Source organism: Ruegeria sp. D3, from assembly GCF_056534465.1.
The window spans coordinates 1-20,276 of sequence record NZ_JBQFPK010000013.1 but is presented as its reverse complement, the minus strand read 5'-3'; the positions used below and the strand labels follow the sequence as shown (position 1 = coordinate 20,276).

At 57.8% G+C, this 20,276-nt stretch carries 15 protein-coding genes; 10 read left to right on the top strand and 5 right to left on the bottom strand.

The annotated features are described in order from the left end of the window. Positions 1 to 220 precede the first annotated feature (220 nt). From ACR0DX_RS17615 to ACR0DX_RS17600, 4 genes are all read left to right on the top strand, one after another. Positions 221 to 1,672 carry a coniferyl aldehyde dehydrogenase gene (locus tag ACR0DX_RS17615; protein WP_170356414.1) on the top strand — a complete coding sequence of 484 codons (1,452 nt, stop codon included), beginning with the start codon at positions 221 to 223 and terminating at the stop codon, positions 1,670 to 1,672. Between the two features lie 163 nt (positions 1,673 to 1,835). Beyond that, positions 1,836 to 3,698 (top strand): AMP-binding protein, encoded by a 1,863-nt coding sequence (locus ACR0DX_RS17610; protein ID WP_170724802.1) that lies wholly within the window; start codon positions 1,836 to 1,838, stop codon positions 3,696 to 3,698. A 214-nt stretch (positions 3,699 to 3,912) separates the two neighbouring features. Continuing rightward, positions 3,913 to 4,890: an NAD(P)H-dependent flavin oxidoreductase gene (locus ACR0DX_RS17605; RefSeq protein WP_170356416.1), complete on the top strand. Its 978-nt coding sequence runs from the start codon at positions 3,913 to 3,915 to the stop codon at positions 4,888 to 4,890. A 41-nt stretch (positions 4,891 to 4,931) separates the two neighbouring features. Continuing rightward, positions 4,932 to 5,708 carry an enoyl-CoA hydratase gene (locus ACR0DX_RS17600; RefSeq protein ID WP_170356417.1) on the top strand — a complete coding sequence of 259 codons (777 nt, stop codon included), beginning with the start codon at positions 4,932 to 4,934 and terminating at the stop codon, positions 5,706 to 5,708. A gap of 115 nt (positions 5,709 to 5,823) precedes the next feature. Here the strand turns inward: ACR0DX_RS17600 and ACR0DX_RS17595 are convergent, their stop codons facing one another. After that, positions 5,824 to 6,741 carry a LysR family transcriptional regulator gene (locus tag ACR0DX_RS17595; RefSeq protein WP_170356418.1) on the bottom strand — a complete coding sequence of 306 codons (918 nt, stop codon included), beginning with the start codon at positions 6,739 to 6,741 and terminating at the stop codon, positions 5,824 to 5,826. A 93-nt stretch (positions 6,742 to 6,834) separates the two neighbouring features. Here ACR0DX_RS17595 and ACR0DX_RS17590 point away from each other — a divergent pair, with 93 nt between their 5' ends. The 5 genes from ACR0DX_RS17590 (at position 6,835) to ACR0DX_RS17570 (ending at position 14,275) form a co-directional block, all read left to right on the top strand. Then, positions 6,835 to 8,334, top strand: a complete 1,500-nt coding sequence (locus ACR0DX_RS17590) for a CoA-acylating methylmalonate-semialdehyde dehydrogenase (protein ID WP_170356407.1) — start codon at positions 6,835 to 6,837, stop codon at positions 8,332 to 8,334. Between the two features lie 23 nt (positions 8,335 to 8,357). Further along, positions 8,358 to 9,635: a CoA transferase gene (locus ACR0DX_RS17585; protein ID WP_170356903.1), complete on the top strand. Its 1,278-nt coding sequence runs from the start codon at positions 8,358 to 8,360 to the stop codon at positions 9,633 to 9,635. Positions 9,636 to 9,732: 97 nt separating this feature from the next. After that, positions 9,733 to 10,506: an enoyl-CoA hydratase-related protein gene (locus tag ACR0DX_RS17580; RefSeq protein ID WP_209197823.1), complete on the top strand. Its 774-nt coding sequence runs from the start codon at positions 9,733 to 9,735 to the stop codon at positions 10,504 to 10,506. A 3-nt stretch (positions 10,507 to 10,509) separates the two neighbouring features. Beyond that, positions 10,510 to 11,493: an enoyl-CoA hydratase/isomerase family protein gene (locus ACR0DX_RS17575; protein ID WP_480846890.1), complete on the top strand. Its 984-nt coding sequence runs from the start codon at positions 10,510 to 10,512 to the stop codon at positions 11,491 to 11,493. 442 nt (positions 11,494 to 11,935) lie between these two features. After that, positions 11,936 to 14,275 (top strand): ATP-binding protein, encoded by a 2,340-nt coding sequence (locus ACR0DX_RS17570; protein WP_480846888.1) that lies wholly within the window; start codon positions 11,936 to 11,938, stop codon positions 14,273 to 14,275. A 5-nt stretch (positions 14,276 to 14,280) separates the two neighbouring features. On the opposite strand, the gene ACR0DX_RS17565 is transcribed toward ACR0DX_RS17570, so the two are convergent. The 4 genes from ACR0DX_RS17565 to ACR0DX_RS17550 all read right to left on the bottom strand — a co-directional run bounded on the left by ACR0DX_RS17565 (position 14,281) and on the right by ACR0DX_RS17550 (position 19,356). Further along, the gene (locus ACR0DX_RS17565; protein WP_170356907.1) at positions 14,281 to 14,805 is read right to left on the bottom strand and encodes a hypothetical protein; all 525 of its coding nucleotides are present in this window, start codon (positions 14,803 to 14,805) and stop codon (positions 14,281 to 14,283) included. 167 nt (positions 14,806 to 14,972) lie between these two features. Next, positions 14,973 to 17,432: a trimethylamine-N-oxide reductase TorA gene (gene torA / locus ACR0DX_RS17560; protein WP_170724933.1), complete on the bottom strand. Its 2,460-nt coding sequence runs from the start codon at positions 17,430 to 17,432 to the stop codon at positions 14,973 to 14,975. 123 nt (positions 17,433 to 17,555) lie between these two features. Further along, positions 17,556 to 18,185: a molecular chaperone TorD family protein gene (locus tag ACR0DX_RS17555; protein ID WP_170724931.1), complete on the bottom strand. Its 630-nt coding sequence runs from the start codon at positions 18,183 to 18,185 to the stop codon at positions 17,556 to 17,558. Further along, on the bottom strand, positions 18,178 to 19,356 hold the full coding sequence (locus ACR0DX_RS17550; RefSeq protein WP_170724929.1) for a NapC/NirT family cytochrome c: 1,179 nt from the start codon (positions 19,354 to 19,356) through the stop codon (positions 18,178 to 18,180). The genes ACR0DX_RS17555 and ACR0DX_RS17550 overlap by 8 nt, the downstream gene beginning before the upstream one ends. 118 nt (positions 19,357 to 19,474) lie before the next feature. Here ACR0DX_RS17550 and ACR0DX_RS17545 point away from each other — a divergent pair, with 118 nt between their 5' ends. Beyond that, positions 19,475 to 20,176, top strand: coding sequence for a response regulator (locus tag ACR0DX_RS17545; protein ID WP_480846885.1), 702 nt, complete (start codon positions 19,475 to 19,477; stop codon positions 20,174 to 20,176). The last annotated feature ends 100 nt before the right edge of the window (positions 20,177 to 20,276 follow it).

Genomic DNA, 20,276 nt, shown 5'->3' with positions numbered 1-20,276 from the left:
AACGAAAATAGTCGAGGTGTGGCACACCGTGTACTGAGGCCGCGGAAGACGTGGATGCCTTATTTCCCACAATCGTCTGGCGCGGGTCTTAATGGTGACTTTGTCCCGAGCGGACAACAATCTGTCCTGCCGAACTCTTAACGATTTACGATGTTTGCCCAATATTTGCGGGGCCAAACTCAATAAATGATCTCGGCAATGCTAACGGAGGACGAAGCTCATGTCTGTTCAAAACGTCGTTGAAATCGAACCGGTCGGACCTGCTCTTTCTGCGGTACTCGGCAAGCTGCAGGCAGCTTACCGAGCCGATCCTGCACCAAGCTACGAGCAGCGGGTAGACCGACTGAGCCGGCTGCACGCCGGTTTGATGGAATTCAAAGACAAGATCATCGACGCGGTCGATCAGGACTTCGATGGCCGCGCCCATGCCGAGACGATGCTGGCTGAAATCCTGCCAATTCTGGAAGGCATCAGATATTACCGCAAGAACCTGCGCAAGCTGATGGGTCAGTCCAAGCGCCATCTGCCGCTGATGCTGATGGGGGCGCATGCCAAGGTCCACTATCAACCGTTGGGAGTGGTTGGCATCGTGGTGCCGTGGAATTTCCCCGTTTTCCTCGGACTCTCGCCGCTGGTGGGTGCGCTGGCCGCGGGCAACCGGGCGATGATCAAGACGTCGGAATTTGCGCCCAATACCGCTGACTTACTGACCGAGATGATTTCTAAGCATTTTACCGAAGAAGAGGTCGTGGTGATCAATGGCGATGTCAGCGTTGCCACGGAATTTGCCAAACTGCCTTTCGACCATTTGGTTTTTACCGGATCGACCCCAGTTGGGCGCATCGTAATGCGCGCCGCAGCCGAGAACTTGACGCCGGTTACTCTGGAGTTGGGGGGCAAGTCTCCGGTCATCATTCATGATGACTTTGAAATCGAAGAAGCCGCCAAGCGGGTCGTGTTTGGCAAGGGTTTGAACGCAGGTCAGATCTGTGTGTCACCCGACTATGTGATGGTCCCGCGTGGCAAGGTGGACGCCTTTGTTGCAGCGTTCGTCAAAGCGTTTTCACACCGTTATCCGACGCTTGCGGCGAACAAGGACTATACCTCGATCATCACCGAGCGTCAGCGCGACCGGCTGGTAGAGAATATTGAGGACGCCAAGGCCAAAGGGGCCACAGTCACAGCGATCAATCCGTCGAATGACAGCTTTGAAGGTACGCGCAAACTGCCGATGCATCTGGTAACAGATGTGACTGAAGACATGCGCGTGATGCAGGAAGAGATATTTGGTCCGATCCTGCCGGTCATTCCCTATGACACGTTGGACGACGCGATTGCCTATGTGAATGACCGTGATCGCCCGCTGGCGCTTTACTACTTCGATTGGGACAAAGCCCGCGGCGAGAAGATTCTGAATGAAACCCACTCGGGCGGTGTATGCATCAACGAGGTTGTCACCCATGTGGCCGTTGATGACATGCCCTTTGGCGGCGTTGGCCCTTCGGGGATGGGGCATTACCACGGCAAGGAAGGATTCCTCAACTTCTCGAAAGCCAAAGGCGTTGTGCGCAAGGGTAAGCTGGACGGCAACCAGTTCGTCGGCGCGCCATGGGACAACAAGATGTTCAAACTGCTGGTCAATTTCCAACTGCGCCGCTTCAGAAAACCCTGAACGCGCCGCTCAGAACCGGACCATCTGCACTGGTTTTCTCCCGCAGCCAAAGGTGCAGATGGTTCGAGTTGTCTGGTAACGGCGGGAACCGGGCCCCAGCGACATGGCAGCGGCGCTCCGCCGCGCTTTTGACAAAACGCAGTGTTTTGGAGGAGCACACAACATGGCTGTATTCAGCGATCAACCCGTTCGAACCCTTGATGATATCAAACGGCTGGAAACCGATCTGACCCTGGATCAACGCCTGCCCGAACGCAGTATTCTTGAGGTGTTCGAGGCCAGCGCCGCCGCCTATCCCGACAAGACCGCCCTGACTATGCTGATGACCGGCGCCGAAGACGAACAGGCGCGCCGGGTCACCTATGGTCAGTTGCTGGGGTTGATCCGGGGCGCGGCCAATATGTTTGCCGATCTTGGCGGCCCCGCGCCCGGCGTTGCCTATATGCTGCCCTCGCTGATCGAGACCTACGTGACCCTGTGGGGCGCCGAAACGGCCGGTTACGCGGTGCCGATCAATTTTTTGCTGCAGGTCGAGAGCATCGTTGACCTGCTGCGCGCCTCCGAGGCGAAAATTCTTGTGACGCTCGGACCGCATCCGCAGCTGGATATCTGGGAAAAGTCGCTGGAAATTCGGGATCAGATTCCCGGCCTGATCCTGGTGCGCATCGCGCCTCCGGGGACGCCGCCGGTCGAAGGTGTGGTGGACTTCGCCGAAGCCATCCAAGGCCAGCCCATGGGTCACCTGACCTTTGGCGGGGCGCGCTCGGGCGATGATGTGGCGGCCTATTTCCATACGGGTGGCACGACGGGCGTGCCCAAGCTGGTGGCCCATACCCATCGCGGGCAATTGGTGGCGGCGTTTGGCGGCGCAACCATGTGCGGATACCGCCCCGACGACGTGTTGACCGCGACATTGCCGCTGTTCCACGTGGCCGGAACAATTGCCGCAGGGCTCAGCGCGTTCATGCGCGGGGTCGAGCTGGTCGTTATGTCGCCCGGTGGCTTGCGCACTCCGGCGATTGTGTCCGGGTTCTGGCGTTTGGTGGAGCAGCACAAAGTAACACTGGTCGGCGGTGTTCCGACGGCGCTGGGTGCGGTGCTGCAGGTTCCGGCCGACGATTACGATCTGAGCCGCGTGCGCGCGGGTCTGACCGGGGCGGCCTTGCTGCCCCCTGCGGTCGGGGCGCATTTCCGCGAGTTGACAGGCGCGACCCTGTTTGAACTTCTAGGCATGACCGAGGCTTCGGGGCTGGTCAGTATTGATCCGCTGTCGGGCGCCGGTGCCGTCAGTTCGGTCGGCTGGCCGCTGCCGTATTCTCAGGTTGATATCCTGCGCCTGACGGCAGAGGGCGCGTTGGGCGATCCCTGCGATGTGGACGAGATCGGCGTGATCGCCATCGAGGGCGCGCATGTCTCGCCCGGCTATCGCGACGCGAGCCAGAATGCGGGCGTATTCGAGGGCGGATACCTGAACTCGGGCGATCTGGGATACAAAGACGCGGATGGGCGGATTTACATCGCGGGCCGGTCTAAGGATCTGATCATCCGTAGCGGCCACAATATCGACCCGGCCATGATCGAAAACGTCCTGACTGACCACCCCGCCGTGGCCATCGCCGCCGCCGTGGGCAAACCCGACGCCTATGCCGGAGAGCTGCCGGTGTGTTTCGTGCAGCTGATCGACGGGGCCGAGGTCACAATGGATGAGCTGCAAGAACACGCGCACGCGCATATTGACGAACGCCCGGCCTGGCCGAAACAGATTTTCATCGTGGATGAGGTCCCGCTGACGACGGTGGGCAAAATCTACAAGCCAAGCCTGCGCCTTGAGGCGGCAAAACGCGCCGTGTCCGATCTGATTCAGAATGAACACAAGGTGCCAGAGGCGCAGATCGAAGTCGCTGATGGTGGCGCACGCGGTATGCATGTGACTGTAACGTTGCCTGAAGAAAACCGCTCGGATGTCACAACGGTACGGGATGCGTTGGCCGAGTATCTGTTCTCGGCGACGGTCGAAATCGAATAATCCAAGTCTATGGCGAAAGGCATCCCAGGGTGCCTTTTCCTTTTCAAAACTCGGCCTGTTCCAGATCGCAACAGATGCCGAAATCCCCCCAAACCCTCGTCGATCCTATTCTCGACGCAACGTTCATCTGTCAGGCGCTTTTATTGTGTGCAGCGACATGTTCTCTCGCACTCAAACCGAAACCAGCGCCAGAATCATCACGGAGGCTGCGGCCATGAAAACCGAAATCACCGAACTCTTTGGCATCGAACGCCCGATCCTTCAGGGCGGGATGCATTATGTGGGCTTTGCCGAACTGGCTGCCGCTGTCTCGAATGCGGGCGGGCTGGGCACGATCACTGGGCTGACACAGAAAACACCCGCCGATCTGGCCAATGAGATCGCGCGCTGCAAGGACATGACCGACAAGCCCATCGCGGTGAACGTGACCTTTTTGCCCACCGTCAATGCGCCGGACTATCCGGCCATCATCAAGACGATCATCGAAGGTGGCGTCACCGTGGTTGAAACTGCAGGGCGCAACCCGTCGCAGGTGATGCCGTATCTCAAGGATGCCGGGATCAAGGTGATCCACAAATGCACCTCGGTCCGCCATGCGCTGAAAGCGCAGGAAATCGGCTGCGATGCCGTCTCGGTTGACGGGTTCGAATGCGGCGGACATCCGGGTGAGGATGACGTGCCCAACATGATCCTGCTGCCTCGCGCTGCAGATGAGCTGGAAATCCCATTTGTCGCGTCCGGCGGTCAGGCGGATGGTCGTTCGCTGGTGGCCTCGCTGGCGATGGGCGCGTCGGGTATCAATCTGGGCACCCGCTTTGTGGCCACTAAAGAAGCCCCCGTGCACCAGAACGTCAAAGATGCCATCGTCGCCGCGACCGAGTTGGACACACGCCTGGTTATGCGTCCGCTGCGCAACACGGAACGGGTTCTGACCAACCCGGCGGTCGAACGTATTCTGGCCACTGAAAAGGCAAAGGGCGATGCCATCCAGTTTGAGGACATCATTGATGAAGTGGCGGGTGTCTACCCGCGTGTCATGCAGGACGGGGACATGGATATCGGCGCCTGGTCCTGCGGCATGGTTGTGGGCCTGATCAATGACATCCCATCCTGTCAGGAGTTGCTGGATCGGATTATGTCCGAGGCTGATCAGATCATCGCTAATCGCCTCGCCGGGTATAACAACGCCTAATAGACTCGGCATAAGAAACCAACCAGTGGTAGGAGCGCAGAATGACCGACGAAAACGCAACCCAACCAGGTGTGATCACGGAAAAACTGGGATCAGCCCTTCGTGTGACCATGTCGAATCCGGGTAAGAAAAACGCGATCGACCGTGCGATGTATCTTGGCTTGGCCGACGGGCTGACCAACGCGGCGAATGATCCGGACATCCGGGTGGTCTGGCTGCGGGGCGCGGATGGGGACTTTACCAGCGGCAACATGGTGAGCGATTTCCACAATTCGGCGTCCGGCGATCATCCTCCGGTCGTCGCTTTTCTGGAAGCGCTGATTAAGTTTCCCAAGCCGATCGTTGCTCAGGTCGAGGGTGTTGCCATTGGTGTCGGGACCACCATGTTGATGCATTGTGACCTAATCTACGTGGCCGAAGAAACTCTGTTTCGTATGCCCTTCGTCAACCTTGGGTTGGTGCCCGAAGCTGGTTCCAGCTATATCGTGCCGCGATTGATGGGGCAGGCTAAAGCTGCCGAGTTGCTTTTGCTGGGCCGGATGTTCTCGGCGCAGGAAGCGTTGGAAACAGGACTGGTTAGCCGGGTCGTCAGCCCGGAAGATCTGGAAACAACCGTGGCCGCGGCTGTTGCTGAACTCGGCGAGCTGCCACCCAATGCGGTTATGAAAACCAAAGCACTGTTGCGTCGCCCTCTGACCGGCGACCTTTGGAGCCGGGTGACGGAAGAGTTGGTAGACTTTGGAGAAGCGCTGCAAAACGATGAATTCAGTGAAGCTTTCTCGGCGTTCGTAGAAAAGCGCAAACCGGTCTTCAAATAAGCCAAGCGTTGCCGGGGAACGGGCAACGTATCCCCGCAATTCGGGCGTGTGCGGCCGCATGGATATCTTTATCTTTGGCTGCACATGTCGTCGCGTAATCGTGAAGATGCAGCGGTCAGCTCCAGGTCGAGTCAAGGGCGTCGAAAGCCGCCTCGACATTCGGGTCCTTTTTCTTGGCGGACAATGTCACAAACCGCAGACAGGTTTCGATTCTTACGCGATCTGAGACGGCCAGCCCTCGGTTTTGCATTTCTTCCAGTGCAATGGATTCTCGGCACAGGCTGAGGCCAATGCCGGACCGAACCATTGCTAGCATCGAAGGCTCCTGATCGACAAGGCAAACCGGTTCGGGTTGAGTGTCGAGATCACCGTAAATTCTGGTAAGCAGCCGTTGATGTACGGAATTTTGGGGTGTCCCAATCCAAGGCATTGTGGCCAATTCGGACCAGTCCTTTCCCTGAATACGGTTTCGCCATCCAGCGGGCGCGATGACGCGATAAGTGAACTTGGTCAGTTCTCGCTGATAAAAAAGCGAGCCGGTCTGGTCTTCGGTCTTGGGCTCAAATTCTTCCAATTCCCCAAGAAAAAAGCCGACATCCAGTTGATCGTTGATTAGCCGATTGATCACGTCACCGCTTATCCCGTGAACCAGTTTGGTCTGCAGATCAGGATACCCATCCACCAGCGCAGCCAGAAACGTACCCAAGCGAATGAAATCGGGGTCGACGATTGTTCCCAGGCGCAAGGACCCACGTACGTTGCCATTGATCCGCCGCGCTGTCTGGCCAAATTCGGATATCGCATTCTGAACCTTCTCGGCCTTGGCCACAAGCGCTTCACCGTCGCGTGTCAGTTCAACACCCTTGGAGGTTCGGTGAAATAATTCCAACCCGGTGTCTTCGGCCAGTCTTTTAAGCTGAAGGCTGACGGCTGGTTGGGTCAGGTGCAGGCGCTTTGCCGCGCGCGATATGTTGCCTTCCTGCGCAACAGCGACGAAGGCGTTCAAAATGCGGATGTCGGTAATTGGTCTCATATTAACGCTGCTTATATCACTTGGTATGATTAGTCATTGGATTTGTTTTGTTTGGATTTGGCAGATTGAGGTCAACCCAAGGAGGAGGCATCCATGACGACGACTGCAATCGGCCACTATATCAATGGCGAGGTTTATGGTGGTGCGCGCACCAACACTCAGGACGTGTTCAACCCGGCGACGGGGGCTCTGACGGGGCAGGTTGATCTGGCCTCGGTTGGGGATGTGGACAAGGCGGTTGCGGCGGCCAAGTCGGCGTTTCCGGCGTGGTCGAACATGCCTCCGATCCGCCGCGCGCGGTTGATGAACAAGTTCCTGAACCTGCTGAACGAGCACAAGGACGAGCTGGCCCGCGCCATCACCGCCGAGCATGGCAAGGTCTTCACCGACGCCCGCGGCGAGGTTGAGCGCGGCATCGATATCGTCGAGTTCGCCTGCGGCATCCCGCAGCTGCTCAAAGGCGATTTCACTGATCAGGTTTCGACCGGCATCGACAACTGGACCCTGCGCCAGCCGTTGGGTGTGGTGGCGGGCGTGACCCCGTTCAACTTCCCGGTGATGGTGCCGATGTGGATGTTCCCGGTGGCGATTGCGGCGGGCAACACGTTTGTCCTGAAGCCTTCGCCGACCGATCCGACGCCGTCGCTGATGTATGCCGAACTGATGAAAGAGGCCGGCTTCCCCGATGGTGTCTTCAACGTGGTGCAGGGCGACAAGGTGGCCGTGGACGCGCTGCTGGAGCACCCCGACGTGCAGGCGATTTCCTTCGTCGGCTCGACCCCGATTGCGAATTACATCTACGAGACCGGCGCCCGTCACGGCAAGCGCGTGCAGGCTCTGGGTGGGGCCAAGAACCACATGCTGGTGATGCCCGACGCCGATCTGGACAAGGCCGTCGATGCGCTGATGGGCGCGGCCTATGGCTCGGCCGGCGAGCGCTGCATGGCGATCTCGGTGGCCACGCTGGTGGGCGACGTGGCCGACAAGATCGTGCCGATGATTGCGGAACGTCTGGCCTCGCTGAAGGTCAAGAACGGGGTCGAGATGGACGCCGAGATGGGCCCGATCGTCACCAAAGCGGCGCATGAGCGGATCACCGGCTACATTGCCAAAGGTGTCGAAGAAGGCGCTGATCTGGTGGTCGATGGCCGTGGCTACACGGTTGAGGGTCACGAGGATGGCTATTGGATGGGCGGCACGCTGTTCGACAATGTGACCAAGGACATGACGATCTACAAAGAGGAAATCTTTGGCCCGGTTCTGTCCTGCATCCGCGTCGAAAGCTTCGCCGAAGGTGTGCAGCTGATCAACGACCACGAGTTCGGCAACGGCGTCAGCATCTTTACCCGCGACGGCAACGCCGCGCGCGAGTTCGGGCGTCAGATTCAGGTGGGCATGGTTGGTGTGAACGTGCCGATCCCGGTGCCGATGGCCTGGCACGGCTTTGGCGGCTGGAAGAAGAGCCTGTTCGGCGACACCCACGCCTACGGCGAAGAGGGCGTCCGCTTCTACACCAAGCAGAAGTCCATCATGCAGCGCTGGCCTGAAAGCATCTCAAAAGGCGCTGAGTTCACTATGCCCGTCGCGCGCTGATTGTCTGGTTGGGAGGAGGAACCATGCAAAAACCCGAAGACGAAAAACTGAAAGGTGGTCCCCTGTCGGGGATCACCGTTCTTGACTTCTCGCGCGTGCTGGCGGGGCCTTATTGCACCATGGTGCTGGCCGATCTGGGGGCGCGGGTGATCAAGGTTGAAAAATTCGGGACAGGCGACGACACCCGCGCCTTTCCCCCCTTTATCGACGCCGAAAGCGCCTATTTCATGTGCTTCAACCGGGGTAAGGAAAGCATCGTTCTGGATGTGAAATCGCCCCGCGACCGTGAATTGCTGGAACGCCTGCTGGATACATCCGATGTTCTGGTCGAAAACTTCCGTCCCGGCGTGATGGACCGCCTCGGCTATGGCGCGGAGCGGCTGGCCAAGACGCATCCGCATCTGATCTATGCCTCAATCTCGGGCTTTGGCCATTCCGGCCCGATGACCGATTTGCCCGGCTATGACATGGTTGTGCAGGCTATGGGCGGCGTCATGAGCCTGACCGGCTGGCCCGGCGAGCGCCCGGCGCGCGTCGGCACCAGCTTTGGCGATCTGGGCGCGGCCTTGTTCGGCGTGATCGGCATTCTGTCGGCGCTGTATAAGCGTACCAAGAACGCACAGGGCGAGCGGGTCGATATCGGTATGCTGGACTGTCAGGCAGCGCTGATGGAAACCGCGCTGGCGCGGTATGATGTAGAAGGCGTCGTGCCCACGCGCACCGGCGACTGCCACCCCTCGCTGGCCCCGTTCGAGACGTTTCAGGCCAAGGACGAACGCTTTGTCATTGCCGCCGGGAACGACCAGTTGTTCCTGCTGATGGCCGATGCGCTGAACGCGCCTGATCTGGCGATGGACCCGGATTTTGCATCCAACGATCTGCGGGTGCGCAACCGTCCCAAGATGGTTGAGGCGATCGAGGCCGTTACCACCAAAATGCCGATGGAACACTGGCTGGACGCGCTGAACGACGCCGGTGTGCCCTGCGGCCCGGTCAACACCATCGACAAGCTGCTGGACCATCCGCAACTGCTGTCGCGCAACATGATCGTGCAGGTCGAGGGTAAGGGCAAAAAGCCGTTCCGCACCGCTGGCAATCCGATCAAGCTGTCGGCCTACAAGGATATGGACCCTGACCAGCCGCAGGTCGCGCCGGGGCTGAACCAGCACCGCGAGGCAATTCTGGCCGAAAAGATGGCGGATTTCGAATCTTACGATCAGAACCGCTCGGCCAAGGTCAAGCACAGCGATGAAGCGCCCGCCGAGGGCACCAACTGGACCGATTTTGGTCTCAAGAACTGAATCAGATTCCGGGAGAAAACTCATGACGACCAACAAGACCAAGGCCAAAGCCGCCGACACCGCCAAGAAAGCCGCACCCGCAGCCAAATCCGAACGCATCGCGCTGGAGGAGATCATTGTCGAGCGTCGCGAAAGTGTTGGCCTGATCACGCTGAACCGGCCCAAAAGCCTGAACGCGCTGAACCTGCAACTGGCCGCCGAGGTGATGCAGACCCTCAAGGAATTTGACGCCGATGACCGCATCGGTGCCGTGGTCATCACCGGCAGCCCCCGTGCCTTTGCTGCGGGTGCCGATATCGAGGAAATGGCGGAAAAGCACCTGGTGGACCTGCTGGCAAACGACATCTTTGCCGATTGGGATCAGATGCGGTTCATCAAGAAACCGGTGATTGCAGCGGTCAGCGGCTTTGCGCTGGGTGGTGGGTTCGAACTGGCGCTGATGTGCGATTTCATCATCGCCAGCGAAGACGCGCAATTTGGTCTGCCCGAGATCAAACTGGGCATTTTGCCGGGAATCGGGGGGTCTCAGCGCCTGACCAAATCGATTGGCAAAGCCTTTGCGATGGACCTGATCCTGACCGGGCGGACAATTGGCGCAGCCGAAGCCAAGGAATCGGGTATCGTCGCCCGCGTGGTTCCTACCGAAGATCTGCTGCAAACTGCACTGGAGGCTGCACATCAGATCGCCGGTCTGAACGCTCCCGCCGTGGCTATGGCCAAAGAAGCAGTGAACAACGCGCTGGAGACCGGGCTGACCCCGGGCGTGCTGCATGAACGCCGCCTGTTCCAGGCCGCGTTCGCGACCGATGGCCAGAAAGAAGGCATGGCGGCGTTTATCGCCAAGCGGGCACCCGTATTCCGCAACCGCTGAGGCATGGCGGAACTAGCCATGTCACTGGTCAATGTTGAAAAACAAGGGCGTTCAGGCATCATCTGCCTGGACCGCCCCGAGGCGATGAACGCCCTGAATCTTGAGATGATCCATCAGATAGACGCGGCCCTGGACCAGTTTCAGGACGACCCGGCCGTGTTCTGCGTGGTTCTGACATCCTCCAGCGACCGGGCCTTTTGTGCCGGGGGCGACATGCGCCGGGTGCGCGAGCTGGTTCTCGCCGAGCAGCTGGACAAGGCCGAGCAGTTCTTTCGGGAGGAGTACGCCCTGATCGAACGGATCGCCGGGTTTCCCAAACCTTATATCTCGGTGATTGACGGGATTTGCATGGGCGGCGGTATGGGCTTGTCGGTGCACGGAGCCTACCGTATCGCGACCGAGCGTGCACTGTTTGCCATGCCGGAAACCGCAATCGGGTTCATTCCCGATGTGGGCGGCAGCTATTTCCTGTCACGTATGCCGCATCATTGCGGTGTCTGGATGGGCCTTACCGGGGCCTCGGTTCGTGGGTTTGATGCGCATGGTCTTGGGATTTCGACCCATATGACGGCGACAGAATCTATGCCTGCACTGATGAAGGCCCTGTGTCATTCAGACCACTCGATCGACGATATCCTGACTGATTTGTGCGTCATGAACGTAAATCAGCCAAGTATATTGATGTTGTCCGATACGACCGGCTGTTTCAGTCCCCCATCGCTGAGCACCATTGCCGAATGCCTTCAAAAACGCCCCAGCAAACGCAAAGAGGCGGCTCTGAAGGCGCTGCGAAAGGCGTCTCCGCGTAGCTTGCTGGAATCCCTGAACCTGTTGCGCAATGGAAAGCATCTGACTTTATCCGAATGTTTGGAACAGGAATTCGAAGCTATGCGGATGGCCATACGCCACCCTGATCTGATCGAAGGTGTCCGCGCAGTGCTGGTCGACAAGGATCACAGCCCGAACTGGTATTCACAGAGTAACTAAAAGTACAGGCACCGCCCTTCTGACGACACGAAGGGCTGTGATGACCCAAGGTTCGAAAGAATTAAACTACATGATCGTGACGGACGGCTTGGCCGGATGTGCTTTGGCTGATCGATTTTCGGAAAACGTTCAGAATAAGGTGAGCTGGTCAAGGTCGGGCAAGAATGCCTGTATCTGAATGTAAATCCTCGTCGGTTACTTGTGTTACATGAGTAATCCCCCGACCGATTGTGGCGTCAGGGCCCGGGACAGGATGGGTTGATCGCGCTTGCGCTGAACGAACCGCAGCACGGTTCGGACGATGTGCACCGAGCCGGCTACTTGTTGGATATGAAACACGGCGCGTGATTGAGTTCATGGGCTGTGACTATCCTGCGCATGGACCCGTGGCAGTGTCTGAATTTACAATGAGGCCAGAGCCTAAGAACAGCCGGAATAAGTGATGCTGCAAGTCTCAAACCTGATAAATTCCCATACCGAGTGGCTGACCGATCGGGTGATCCACAATGCGCATAAAAGGGACTATACTCAGTTCTCATCCACCCTGCGTGAAGCCTGGAGGATTTCGGTCATCGGGCTAAGTGAACCTCTGGTCGATTTGATTGAAACCGCTCATTCTAAAACGCTACCTCATGAAGCTATGCTGGATCACGCTTCTGAGTTTGGGGTGCAACAGGGGCTCAAACATCGGGCGCGCGGGATAAACATAGTGGACTTCGTCGGGCTGATGAAGCTGTACCGAAACGCCTATTTGGACTTGGTGGTCGAAAAATCCAACCCGGACAATCAGCGTGAGGAACTGCGCAACCTGATTTTGGAACTTTTTGATGCAATGGAAACCGGTCTGATCAAGACATGGCAAGCTACGAACAGTTCTGATCGGCTAGAAGAACTTCAGACGCTTAACCGATCGTTGAGTAACGAAAAGAACAAATACCTAACCGTGTTCGAGAGTATAGCTGAGCCTGCGATCTTGTTGGACAGTGAGAACAAACCCACACATGTCAATGTCGCGGCCAATCGTCTTCTATTAGGTCAGATGCAATCCGGTGCCGGATACTACACCGAAATTCAGTCGGCGGCTTTGTCGCAGATCGTTGCGAAATTGTTGAGCGCCCGTGGTCCGTCGCTGGAACCTGTTGTGCTTGATACCCCACACGGCGCCCGCTCTTTCGATGTTGCTATTCAGGAAATGCTTGATGTCAGCGAGAAATTTGCAGGGCGCGTTATTATTCTGCAAGACATCACGGACTACCTGAAAGCCATAGATGCCGCGCGCGAGGCAGATCGCGCGAAGACCGTGTTTCTGAATACGATCAGCCATGAAATCCGAACTCCGATCAACAGTATTCTGGGCTTGACCCGCCTGTTGGAAGAAGACTTGGCTCCGGCTACCAACGACAAGCTACTCAGTATCCGGGCGTCGGGTACGGTTCTGGCCTCACTGATAGAAAATGTGCTGGGTCTGTCCAAGGCAGAAAACGGCGCATTGCAACGCGTGGATCAGGATTTCGATCTTGATGAACTTTGCAGTTCTATTGCGCAGATTGTTTGGTTGCATCAGCCTTCGGAGCAGTCACAGTTCAAGCTGCGGATCGCGCCCGAAGTATCGCGACACTTGAACGGGGATATGCAAAAGTTGCGGCAGGTTTTGTTGAATCTGTTGTCCAATGCGCGCAAATACGCGGGCGAGGGGGAGGTGGTTCTCGACGTCACGGCTGAAGGTTGCGGAGCACCTGATAGAACACGCCTGATATTCAAAATTGTAGATTCCGGTCCCGGAGTTCCGGAAAGCGCCGTATCCGATCTTTTTGAGCCGTTTACGCAGATCGCGCAGTGCGACAATTTGGGGCTGAATACTGGGACCGGGTTGGGGCTGGCGATCAGCCACCGATTGGTGAGTTTTCTGGGCGGACGGTTGGAATATCTGCCGAATCCCACAGGCGGCAGTATCTTTGCATTTGCGATTGAAATGCGGGTGCTACCGGGAAAGATTTCCAGCAAACCCAGTGGCCGTAGAGTCCTTGTTGTCGAAGACGACCCGTTGAATGTCACTGTGATAGAGGGCTATCTGAGCGACTTAGGAAATCACGTAGTTACAGCCAACAGTTTCGCTCAGGCCAGAGACGTTCTGAAGGATCCGAATTTTGATGTTGTAATCACCGATTTTCAATTGGGCTCTCATACGGGGCTGGATGTGGCGCAGCATGTCAAGTCTGTCGGTGCGAATTACGGTCATAGCATTCCAGTAATCGTCGCAACTGCAGCTTTGCCGCAAGATGGGCTGAATATGCTGCGTAAATCGGGTATCAGCCGTTTTTTGGAGAAACCATTTACCAAGGCTGAACTTGGGGCTGCTTTATCCGGCGCTATTCCTGCTGACGACACACAATCAGAAACTGCGTCGATTCAAAACGCGATTGCAGATGCAAATCTAAGGCAGCTCTTTGCCGATCTCGGTGTGCAGAGGGGGTGCGCGGTTGCGGACAGGTTTTTTGAAAGCTGTCCCGATTTGGTTTCCAAAATGAATGCTGCACTGATTGCGGACGACTACTCAGGCATAGCTGAGTTAACCCACCTATTGACCGGAGCCGCAGGGTTTGTTGGTGCCACTCGCTTGGTTGCATTGGCCAAAGAACTGAACCAGCGCAGCAAACAAACCGACAATGCAACGTCCATCAAGCAAAAGCTGAATGAGGTCGAGACCGAAAGTCTGCGCGCAACCAAGGCGTTGCATGAGCTGGTGCAGGAATTGTCAAACGCCCCGAAAGCAGGGGCCTGACTGGATTATGGGTTTTGCGTCAGTCGAGCGCTGTCCTTCGCATGATGCTGCAGATAGGTGCGGATCAGAAACTGGTCCTCTTTCGGCAACCCGGTTCGGGGCCCCATCACCTTAAGGTGGCTGGTCCACTGGTTCGCGGTGTAGTGATCGGGAATGCGGCGTTGATGACAGGCGGTGCAGCGCTTGGCGAACAGCGGCTCGGCGCGCGCCCAGATCTGGTTCAGATCGGATTGCAGCGCGGGGTCGTGTAGCCACCCGCGTAACTCGGTCCGGGTCCATGTCAGGCCAGTTTCGGGGTCATCCTGCGTGTCAGTCAGGATCAGATCGCCCACCGCCGATTTTGGTACGGTGGCCGACAGCACACGAATGCCGGGGGCCGCATAGATCACGCGTTCGGCCCCGGCCTGGGTCCAGCCGGTGATACGGACCTGCACCCAATCTTCCTGACGGCTCAGTACCTGCAGCAGTGTCGCAACAAAAGCCCGGCCGGGCTTGCTATCGGTTGAAGGGGTTAGGTGGATGGCGCCCATCTGATCCAGATACTGCAGATCGGGGTCGGCCTTTGCTGCTTTGGCTAAACCAAGAGCCGCGCAAAGAATAAGGAGAAAGAATAAGGAGTCGGTACAGATTAAACATTTCGGCACCTGAAAGGAAAAAGGCGCGCGCCCAAAAGCGCGCGCCAGTAGGGAGGCTAGGATCAGCCCTCTGCCGGGGCGGTAAAGACGTTCACCTCGGGCAGTTCGCCGGTGTATTTCTCGACTTCTGCCATGCCTGTGTGACCGCAGTTACCCTGCGCCAGGCTGGATGTACCGCGACCAACAGTCAGACAGTTGACGTCGCCATATGCATCCAGCGAGTCCAGCTCACCGCCATTGACCGGATCGTACCAGCCGCCTTCGAAGATGCGGATCACATCGGGGCGGATATCGTCCGAGACGATGGCCCCCACCAGAACCTGACCGCGATCGTTGAAGACGCGCACTATATCCCCATCCGCGATGCCACGGGCGGCGGCGTCCTGCGTGTTGATCATGCAGGGCTCACGTCCGCCAACCACGTATTTCTCGCGGGTGACCGTGCCGCACAGCTGCGAGTGCAGACGGAATTGCGGGTGGGCCGAGTCGATATGCAGTGGGTAAGGCGCGTTGCCACCCAGACGCTCTTCGGGTTCGTACCATGTCGGGTGCGGACCACAGTCGTCATAACCCATCTTCTCGATATTGCGTGAGAAGATTTCGATCTTACCGGTCGGCGTGCCCAACGGCTCCAGCAGTGGGTCGTCGCGATAGTCAGCATAGCGGACGAACTGTTTGGCGCTTTCGGGGATGTCAAAGACCACGACACCGGCGTCCCAGAACTCGTCAAAGCTGGGAACGTCAATGCCTTTCCCCGGACCTTGTTTGGCGGCGTCTTCATAGAAGCCTTGGATCCAGCCCATCTCGTCCTTGCCTTCGGTAAAGGCGTCACCAGCGCCCAGACGGGTGGCAATCTCGGTGAAGATGTCAAAGTCGGTGCGGGATTCGAACACCGGATCGACGATCTTCTTCATGCCCAGGATCGCCTTGAGCGAGTAGTCCCCTATATGCTCGATATCGTTGCGCTCGTAGGATGTGGTGGCGGGCAGAACGATGTCGGCAAAGCGCGCGGTTGCGGTCCACTGGAAGTCCTGCACAACAACCGTTTCCAGTTTCTGCCAGGCTTCGACCATACGGTTCCGGTCCTGCTGGTGCGAGAACGGGTTGCCGCCGGTCCAGTAGACCATCTTCACTTCGGGGAAGGTGGTGCGGGTGCCGTTAAAGTCGAACTCTTCGCCCGGACGTTCCAGCATCTCGACAATCCGGCTGACCGGGATCGAGGCCGCGCCGGCCTGTGTCAGCCATGCTGCGCCTTCGACCGCTGCGCCGCCATCCGAGATACCCGGCAGAACAACCGAGTCCGCCGACGGTGCGCCACCGTTGGCATAGTGGTAGCTGAGGCCAAAGCCGCCGCCCGGCAGACCAATCTGACCCAGCATCGAGGCCAGAGTGACCAGCATCCAGTGCGACTGTTCGCCGTGGTGCTGACGCTGGATCGACCAGCCCGAACCCAGCATGGTGCGGTTGCTGGCGAAGAGGGCAGCCAGTTCCTTGATCTGCTCGGCAGGGACTTCGCAGATTTCCGCAGCCCATTCCGGTGTCTTGGCAACGCCGTCGCTTTCGCCGGTCAGATAGGGCAGGAAGTCTTCAAAGCCTGCGGTGTATTCGTCCAGGAAGTCGGCGTCATGCAGGCCCTGCGCATACAGCTCATGCGCGATACCCAGCATCATGGCGACGTCGGTATGCGGACGGATCGGAATCCACTCGGCATCGAAGAACTTGGCTGTTTCCGTGCGGATCGGGTCGATGACGATGACCTTCTTGCCGGTTTTGCGGAACTCTTCGTAGTAGGGATAGGTGTCGTGGTCGGCCACGGTCCAGCCGATCTGGTTGGTTTTGACCGGGTCGGCGGCCCAGAAGACCAACACGTCGGTGCTTTCGATCAGCACAGGCCAGACGGTCTGCTGTTCGTACACTTCCAGCGTGCCCATCACGTGCGGCATGATGATCTGGCTGGCGCCGGTCGAATAGTCGCCCGAGCTGTTTACGAACTTGCCTTCCAGGCCCACGTTCAGCGCACGGCGCAGCAGGTTCTGACAGTTATGCAGCTTGCCCGAGCTTTTCCAGCCATACGAGCCCGCATAAACGCCGGTCGGACCATAGGTGTCGCTGACGCGTTTGAGTTCATTGGTGACCAGTTCCAGCGCCTGATCCCAACTGACGCGCACGAATTCTTCGTTGCCGCGGCCTTCGGGGTTCGCACCTGCGCCACCTTCCAGATAGGCTTTGCGGACCATCGGGTATTTGATGCGCGAAGGCGAATAGACGCTGTCCATGACGCCTTCGAGCATTTCACTGGGATGGGGGTCTTGTTCCCAGGGGCGGATTTTGGTCCAGACGCCGTCTTCAACGGTGCCGTAGAACGCACCCCAGTGCGAGCCCGACAGAACCTCGCCCGAGGTTGCGGCATGGGCAGCACCTGCACGCAGCAATGCCGGAGCAAACGCGCTGAAGACACCCAGCGATGTGGCCCCTTTCAGCAGACTGCGACGTGACAGTTTGGTGGATGTATTAATGGACATTCTTCCCTCCATTACTTCGTCAAACGGGTCGAAAGGACTGGCCTTTCGGGTTTCTGATGCGGCCCCCCGTCTTGGGTGTAGGGGATCGCTGTGCGGTGTGGCTGATCCGACCTTCAGGTCGGGTCACGCTGCGGTTTGGGCCGCCTGTGCGTCGTCCCGACCAAGCGCCAGAGCGGCGCGGGCGGTTTCCGCGATCAGGGCGGGGTCGCGCTGCTGCTCACAGCGATGCGCGAATTGGGGCAGCCAGGTCAGGACGTATCGGTCCAGGAACTCTGACGGTGTCAGTGGCAGGTCGTCCCCCTGATCGGCGCGGTCCAGCAACTCGGCCATGACCTGAAGCTGAACGGCCAGATGGTCGGGGGGTTCCTTCAGATCGGTGGGCAGACGCATGTCCAGCTCTTGCAGAAGGGTGGCCATGTCGCGGGCGGGTTGTTGAAACAGCCGCCCGCTGTCACTGAGGTAAATCGAGGCATAAGGCAGAGCCCCGTGCTTGCCGCCCATGTCGAAGATCCGGCTGTAGGCACGGACGATCCGATCGTGCAGGGCGTCCAGGTCTTGTCCTTCGGCCATCTCGTCAGTGATCCACTGCACCAGAGGCTTCAGCGCGGGAGAGGTGGCGCATTCTGCCAGGAACCTCAGACCATCGTCGCTGCGATAAGCCAGCAGTTCGGGCTGGGTCAGGGGGCACAGCAGAAGCTGTGCCAACCACCGATAGGTTGCGCAGCGGGGCAGGGGTTCGGACCGATCAGCCATGGCTACCCGCTCCGCCTGTGTCCTTGGCGTTCAGCTGGAGGTACTTCTGAAGAATACGGTATTCTTCCTTGTCCAGCGTGATGAACCGTTTCATCGCTTTCAAAGAGCCAATCCACTGGTTCGCCAACGAGTGTCCCGGATCAGGTTTCGAGTGGCAGGTGCCGCAGCTGGCGGAATACATCTCGGATGTATATGTCCACAGCTGGTCCACGTCCGAAATCAGATCCTTGTCAGCCACCCAGCCGTCCAGGCTGACCTTGTGCCAGACCAGATCTGTATCCGGGTCGGTTTCGGTGCCATGGTTCTGAACCAGGTCAACCTTGGCCTTCTTCACCGTCGCCTCAAAGATCCGCTGACCGCGCAGAGCATAGACAACCTGTCCGACGCCATCCTGTTGCCAGCCTTCGACCTGAACATTCAGTGAGCCCTTGCTGCGATCTTTCACATGCATATGCGTTGCAGCCAGAACCTGACCGATGACGTTTTCACCTGCGGCCGCATCAGCAGCGGTTTCATAGAGCGGTACAGTTTTGATCGGGTACAGATCGTCACCGGATGCGCCGTGTGCAGCTTCGGCTGTCAGGTCTTCGAATTTCTTCTTATACCCTTGCGACAGGTCGGGCAGTTTGTGTGCGATACCTTTGTGACAGTCGATACAGGTGTCACCCCGTTCGAACCCTGCCTGCATCAGATCGGCCGCTTTGGGGCTTTGCAGTTTGAAGTCCATATGCTCGACCGCGTGACAGTTGCGACATTCCAGCGAGTCGTTGGCCTCCATCGTGGCCCAGACGCTTTGCGCCATCTCGGCCCGGTGGGCTTCGAATTTTTCAGGTGTGTCGATAACGCCCGTTACAAAGTGGCCGTAAAGTTCTTGCGATGCCTGAATTTTGCGGATCACCTTGGGGAACCACTTTTTCGGCACATGGCAGTCAGAACAGACCGCACCCACGCCGGATGCGTTCATAAAGTGAGGAGATTCCTTGTATTCCTTATACACATTGTCCCGCATTTCGTGACACGAGATGCAGAACTCCATTTCGTTTGTGGCTTCCATCGCGGTGTTGAAACCGCCCCAGAAAATGACCCCAGCAATAAAGCCGCCGATCATGATGAAGCCAAAAGACAGGGCACCTGCAGGGCCCCAGAATTTTCGCCAGATTCGTCCAATCATCTGTTTCGCCTCCGATAATGCGGTCAGCATAGGCGGGGGCTGTAAACACGGTTTTTTGGGTCTTTGAACGGTTGGTAAAAGTTTGTAAACGTCTTGTAAACGAGCGGAGCCAGACAACATGCAAGCCAAGCAAATCCTGATCGTCGAGGATGATCCAACCAGCCTTGAGGCGATGGCAGGATATTATGAAGTCGAAGGCTACCGAGTCGTCCGTGCCCACGACAGCGACGAAATGGAGCGCGAACTTAAGCGGCACGTGGTTGATCTGGTTGTCCTGGATATTCGCCTGCCCGGAAAGGACGGGCTGACCCTTTTGCGTGAATTGCGGGCAGAATCGGATGTACCTGTAATTGTCGCCAGCGCGCGCGGCGAAGACGTGGACAGGATCGTCGCGTTGGAGATTGGTGCTGATGACAATTTGCACAAACCCGTCAACCTGCGCGAATTGTTGGTGCGGACAAAGAACATACTACATAGGGTCGCAATGCCGGCCGTGCCTCATTCGGAACAGGATGAGGTGCTCGAGTTCAACGGGCTTACTCTTGACCGCGGCGCACGCACATTGACAGCAGCAAATGGAGAAGACGTTCACCTCACGCGAGGCGAGTTTGAATTGCTCAGCTATCTCGCCCAACGCCCCAAGCGCGTGCTGCAACGAGATCAGTTGCTGGACTGTCTATCAGGTCGCGACTGGCAACCCTTTGATCGCACCGTAGATGTGATAATTGGACGGCTTCGGAACAAAATTGAAGTGAATTCAAAAGCGCCCGAAATTCTGGTGACCGTTCACGGGGTAGGTTACGTGTTCATGGGGGCTTAGCCATTAGCTTACCGCGAAACGCGGAAAGGCGCCCGTTTGGGCGCCTTTTTGTGTTTTATGTGTTTTGGATCAGTCGATCATGGGCAGGAGCTTGTCCAGC

Bases quoted from the DNA above. Each gene is read 5' to 3' on its own strand.
- ACR0DX_RS17605 (WP_170356416.1), top strand. From the start codon at position 3,913: ATGAAAACCGAAATCACCGAACTCTTTGGCATCGAACGCCCGATCCTT.
- ACR0DX_RS17575 (WP_480846890.1), top strand. From the start codon at position 10,510: ATGGCGGAACTAGCCATGTCACTGGTCAATGTTGAAAAACAAGGGCGT.
- ACR0DX_RS17595 (WP_170356418.1), bottom strand. From the start codon at position 6,741: ATGAGACCAATTACCGACATCCGCATTTTGAACGCCTTCGTCGCTGTT.
- ACR0DX_RS17600 (WP_170356417.1), top strand. From the start codon at position 4,932: ATGACCGACGAAAACGCAACCCAACCAGGTGTGATCACGGAAAAACTG.
- ACR0DX_RS17570 (WP_480846888.1), top strand. From the start codon at position 11,936: ATGCTGCAAGTCTCAAACCTGATAAATTCCCATACCGAGTGGCTGACC.
- ACR0DX_RS17555 (WP_170724931.1), bottom strand. From the start codon at position 18,185: ATGGCTGATCGGTCCGAACCCCTGCCCCGCTGCGCAACCTATCGGTGG.
- ACR0DX_RS17615 (WP_170356414.1), top strand. From the start codon at position 221: ATGTCTGTTCAAAACGTCGTTGAAATCGAACCGGTCGGACCTGCTCTT.
- ACR0DX_RS17590 (WP_170356407.1), top strand. From the start codon at position 6,835: ATGACGACGACTGCAATCGGCCACTATATCAATGGCGAGGTTTATGGT.
- ACR0DX_RS17610 (WP_170724802.1), top strand. From the start codon at position 1,836: ATGGCTGTATTCAGCGATCAACCCGTTCGAACCCTTGATGATATCAAA.
- ACR0DX_RS17545 (WP_480846885.1), top strand. From the start codon at position 19,475: ATGCAAGCCAAGCAAATCCTGATCGTCGAGGATGATCCAACCAGCCTT.
- ACR0DX_RS17585 (WP_170356903.1), top strand. From the start codon at position 8,358: ATGCAAAAACCCGAAGACGAAAAACTGAAAGGTGGTCCCCTGTCGGGG.
- torA (WP_170724933.1), bottom strand. From the start codon at position 17,432: ATGTCCATTAATACATCCACCAAACTGTCACGTCGCAGTCTGCTGAAA.
- ACR0DX_RS17565 (WP_170356907.1), bottom strand. From the start codon at position 14,805: ATGGGCGCCATCCACCTAACCCCTTCAACCGATAGCAAGCCCGGCCGG.
- ACR0DX_RS17550 (WP_170724929.1), bottom strand. From the start codon at position 19,356: ATGATTGGACGAATCTGGCGAAAATTCTGGGGCCCTGCAGGTGCCCTG.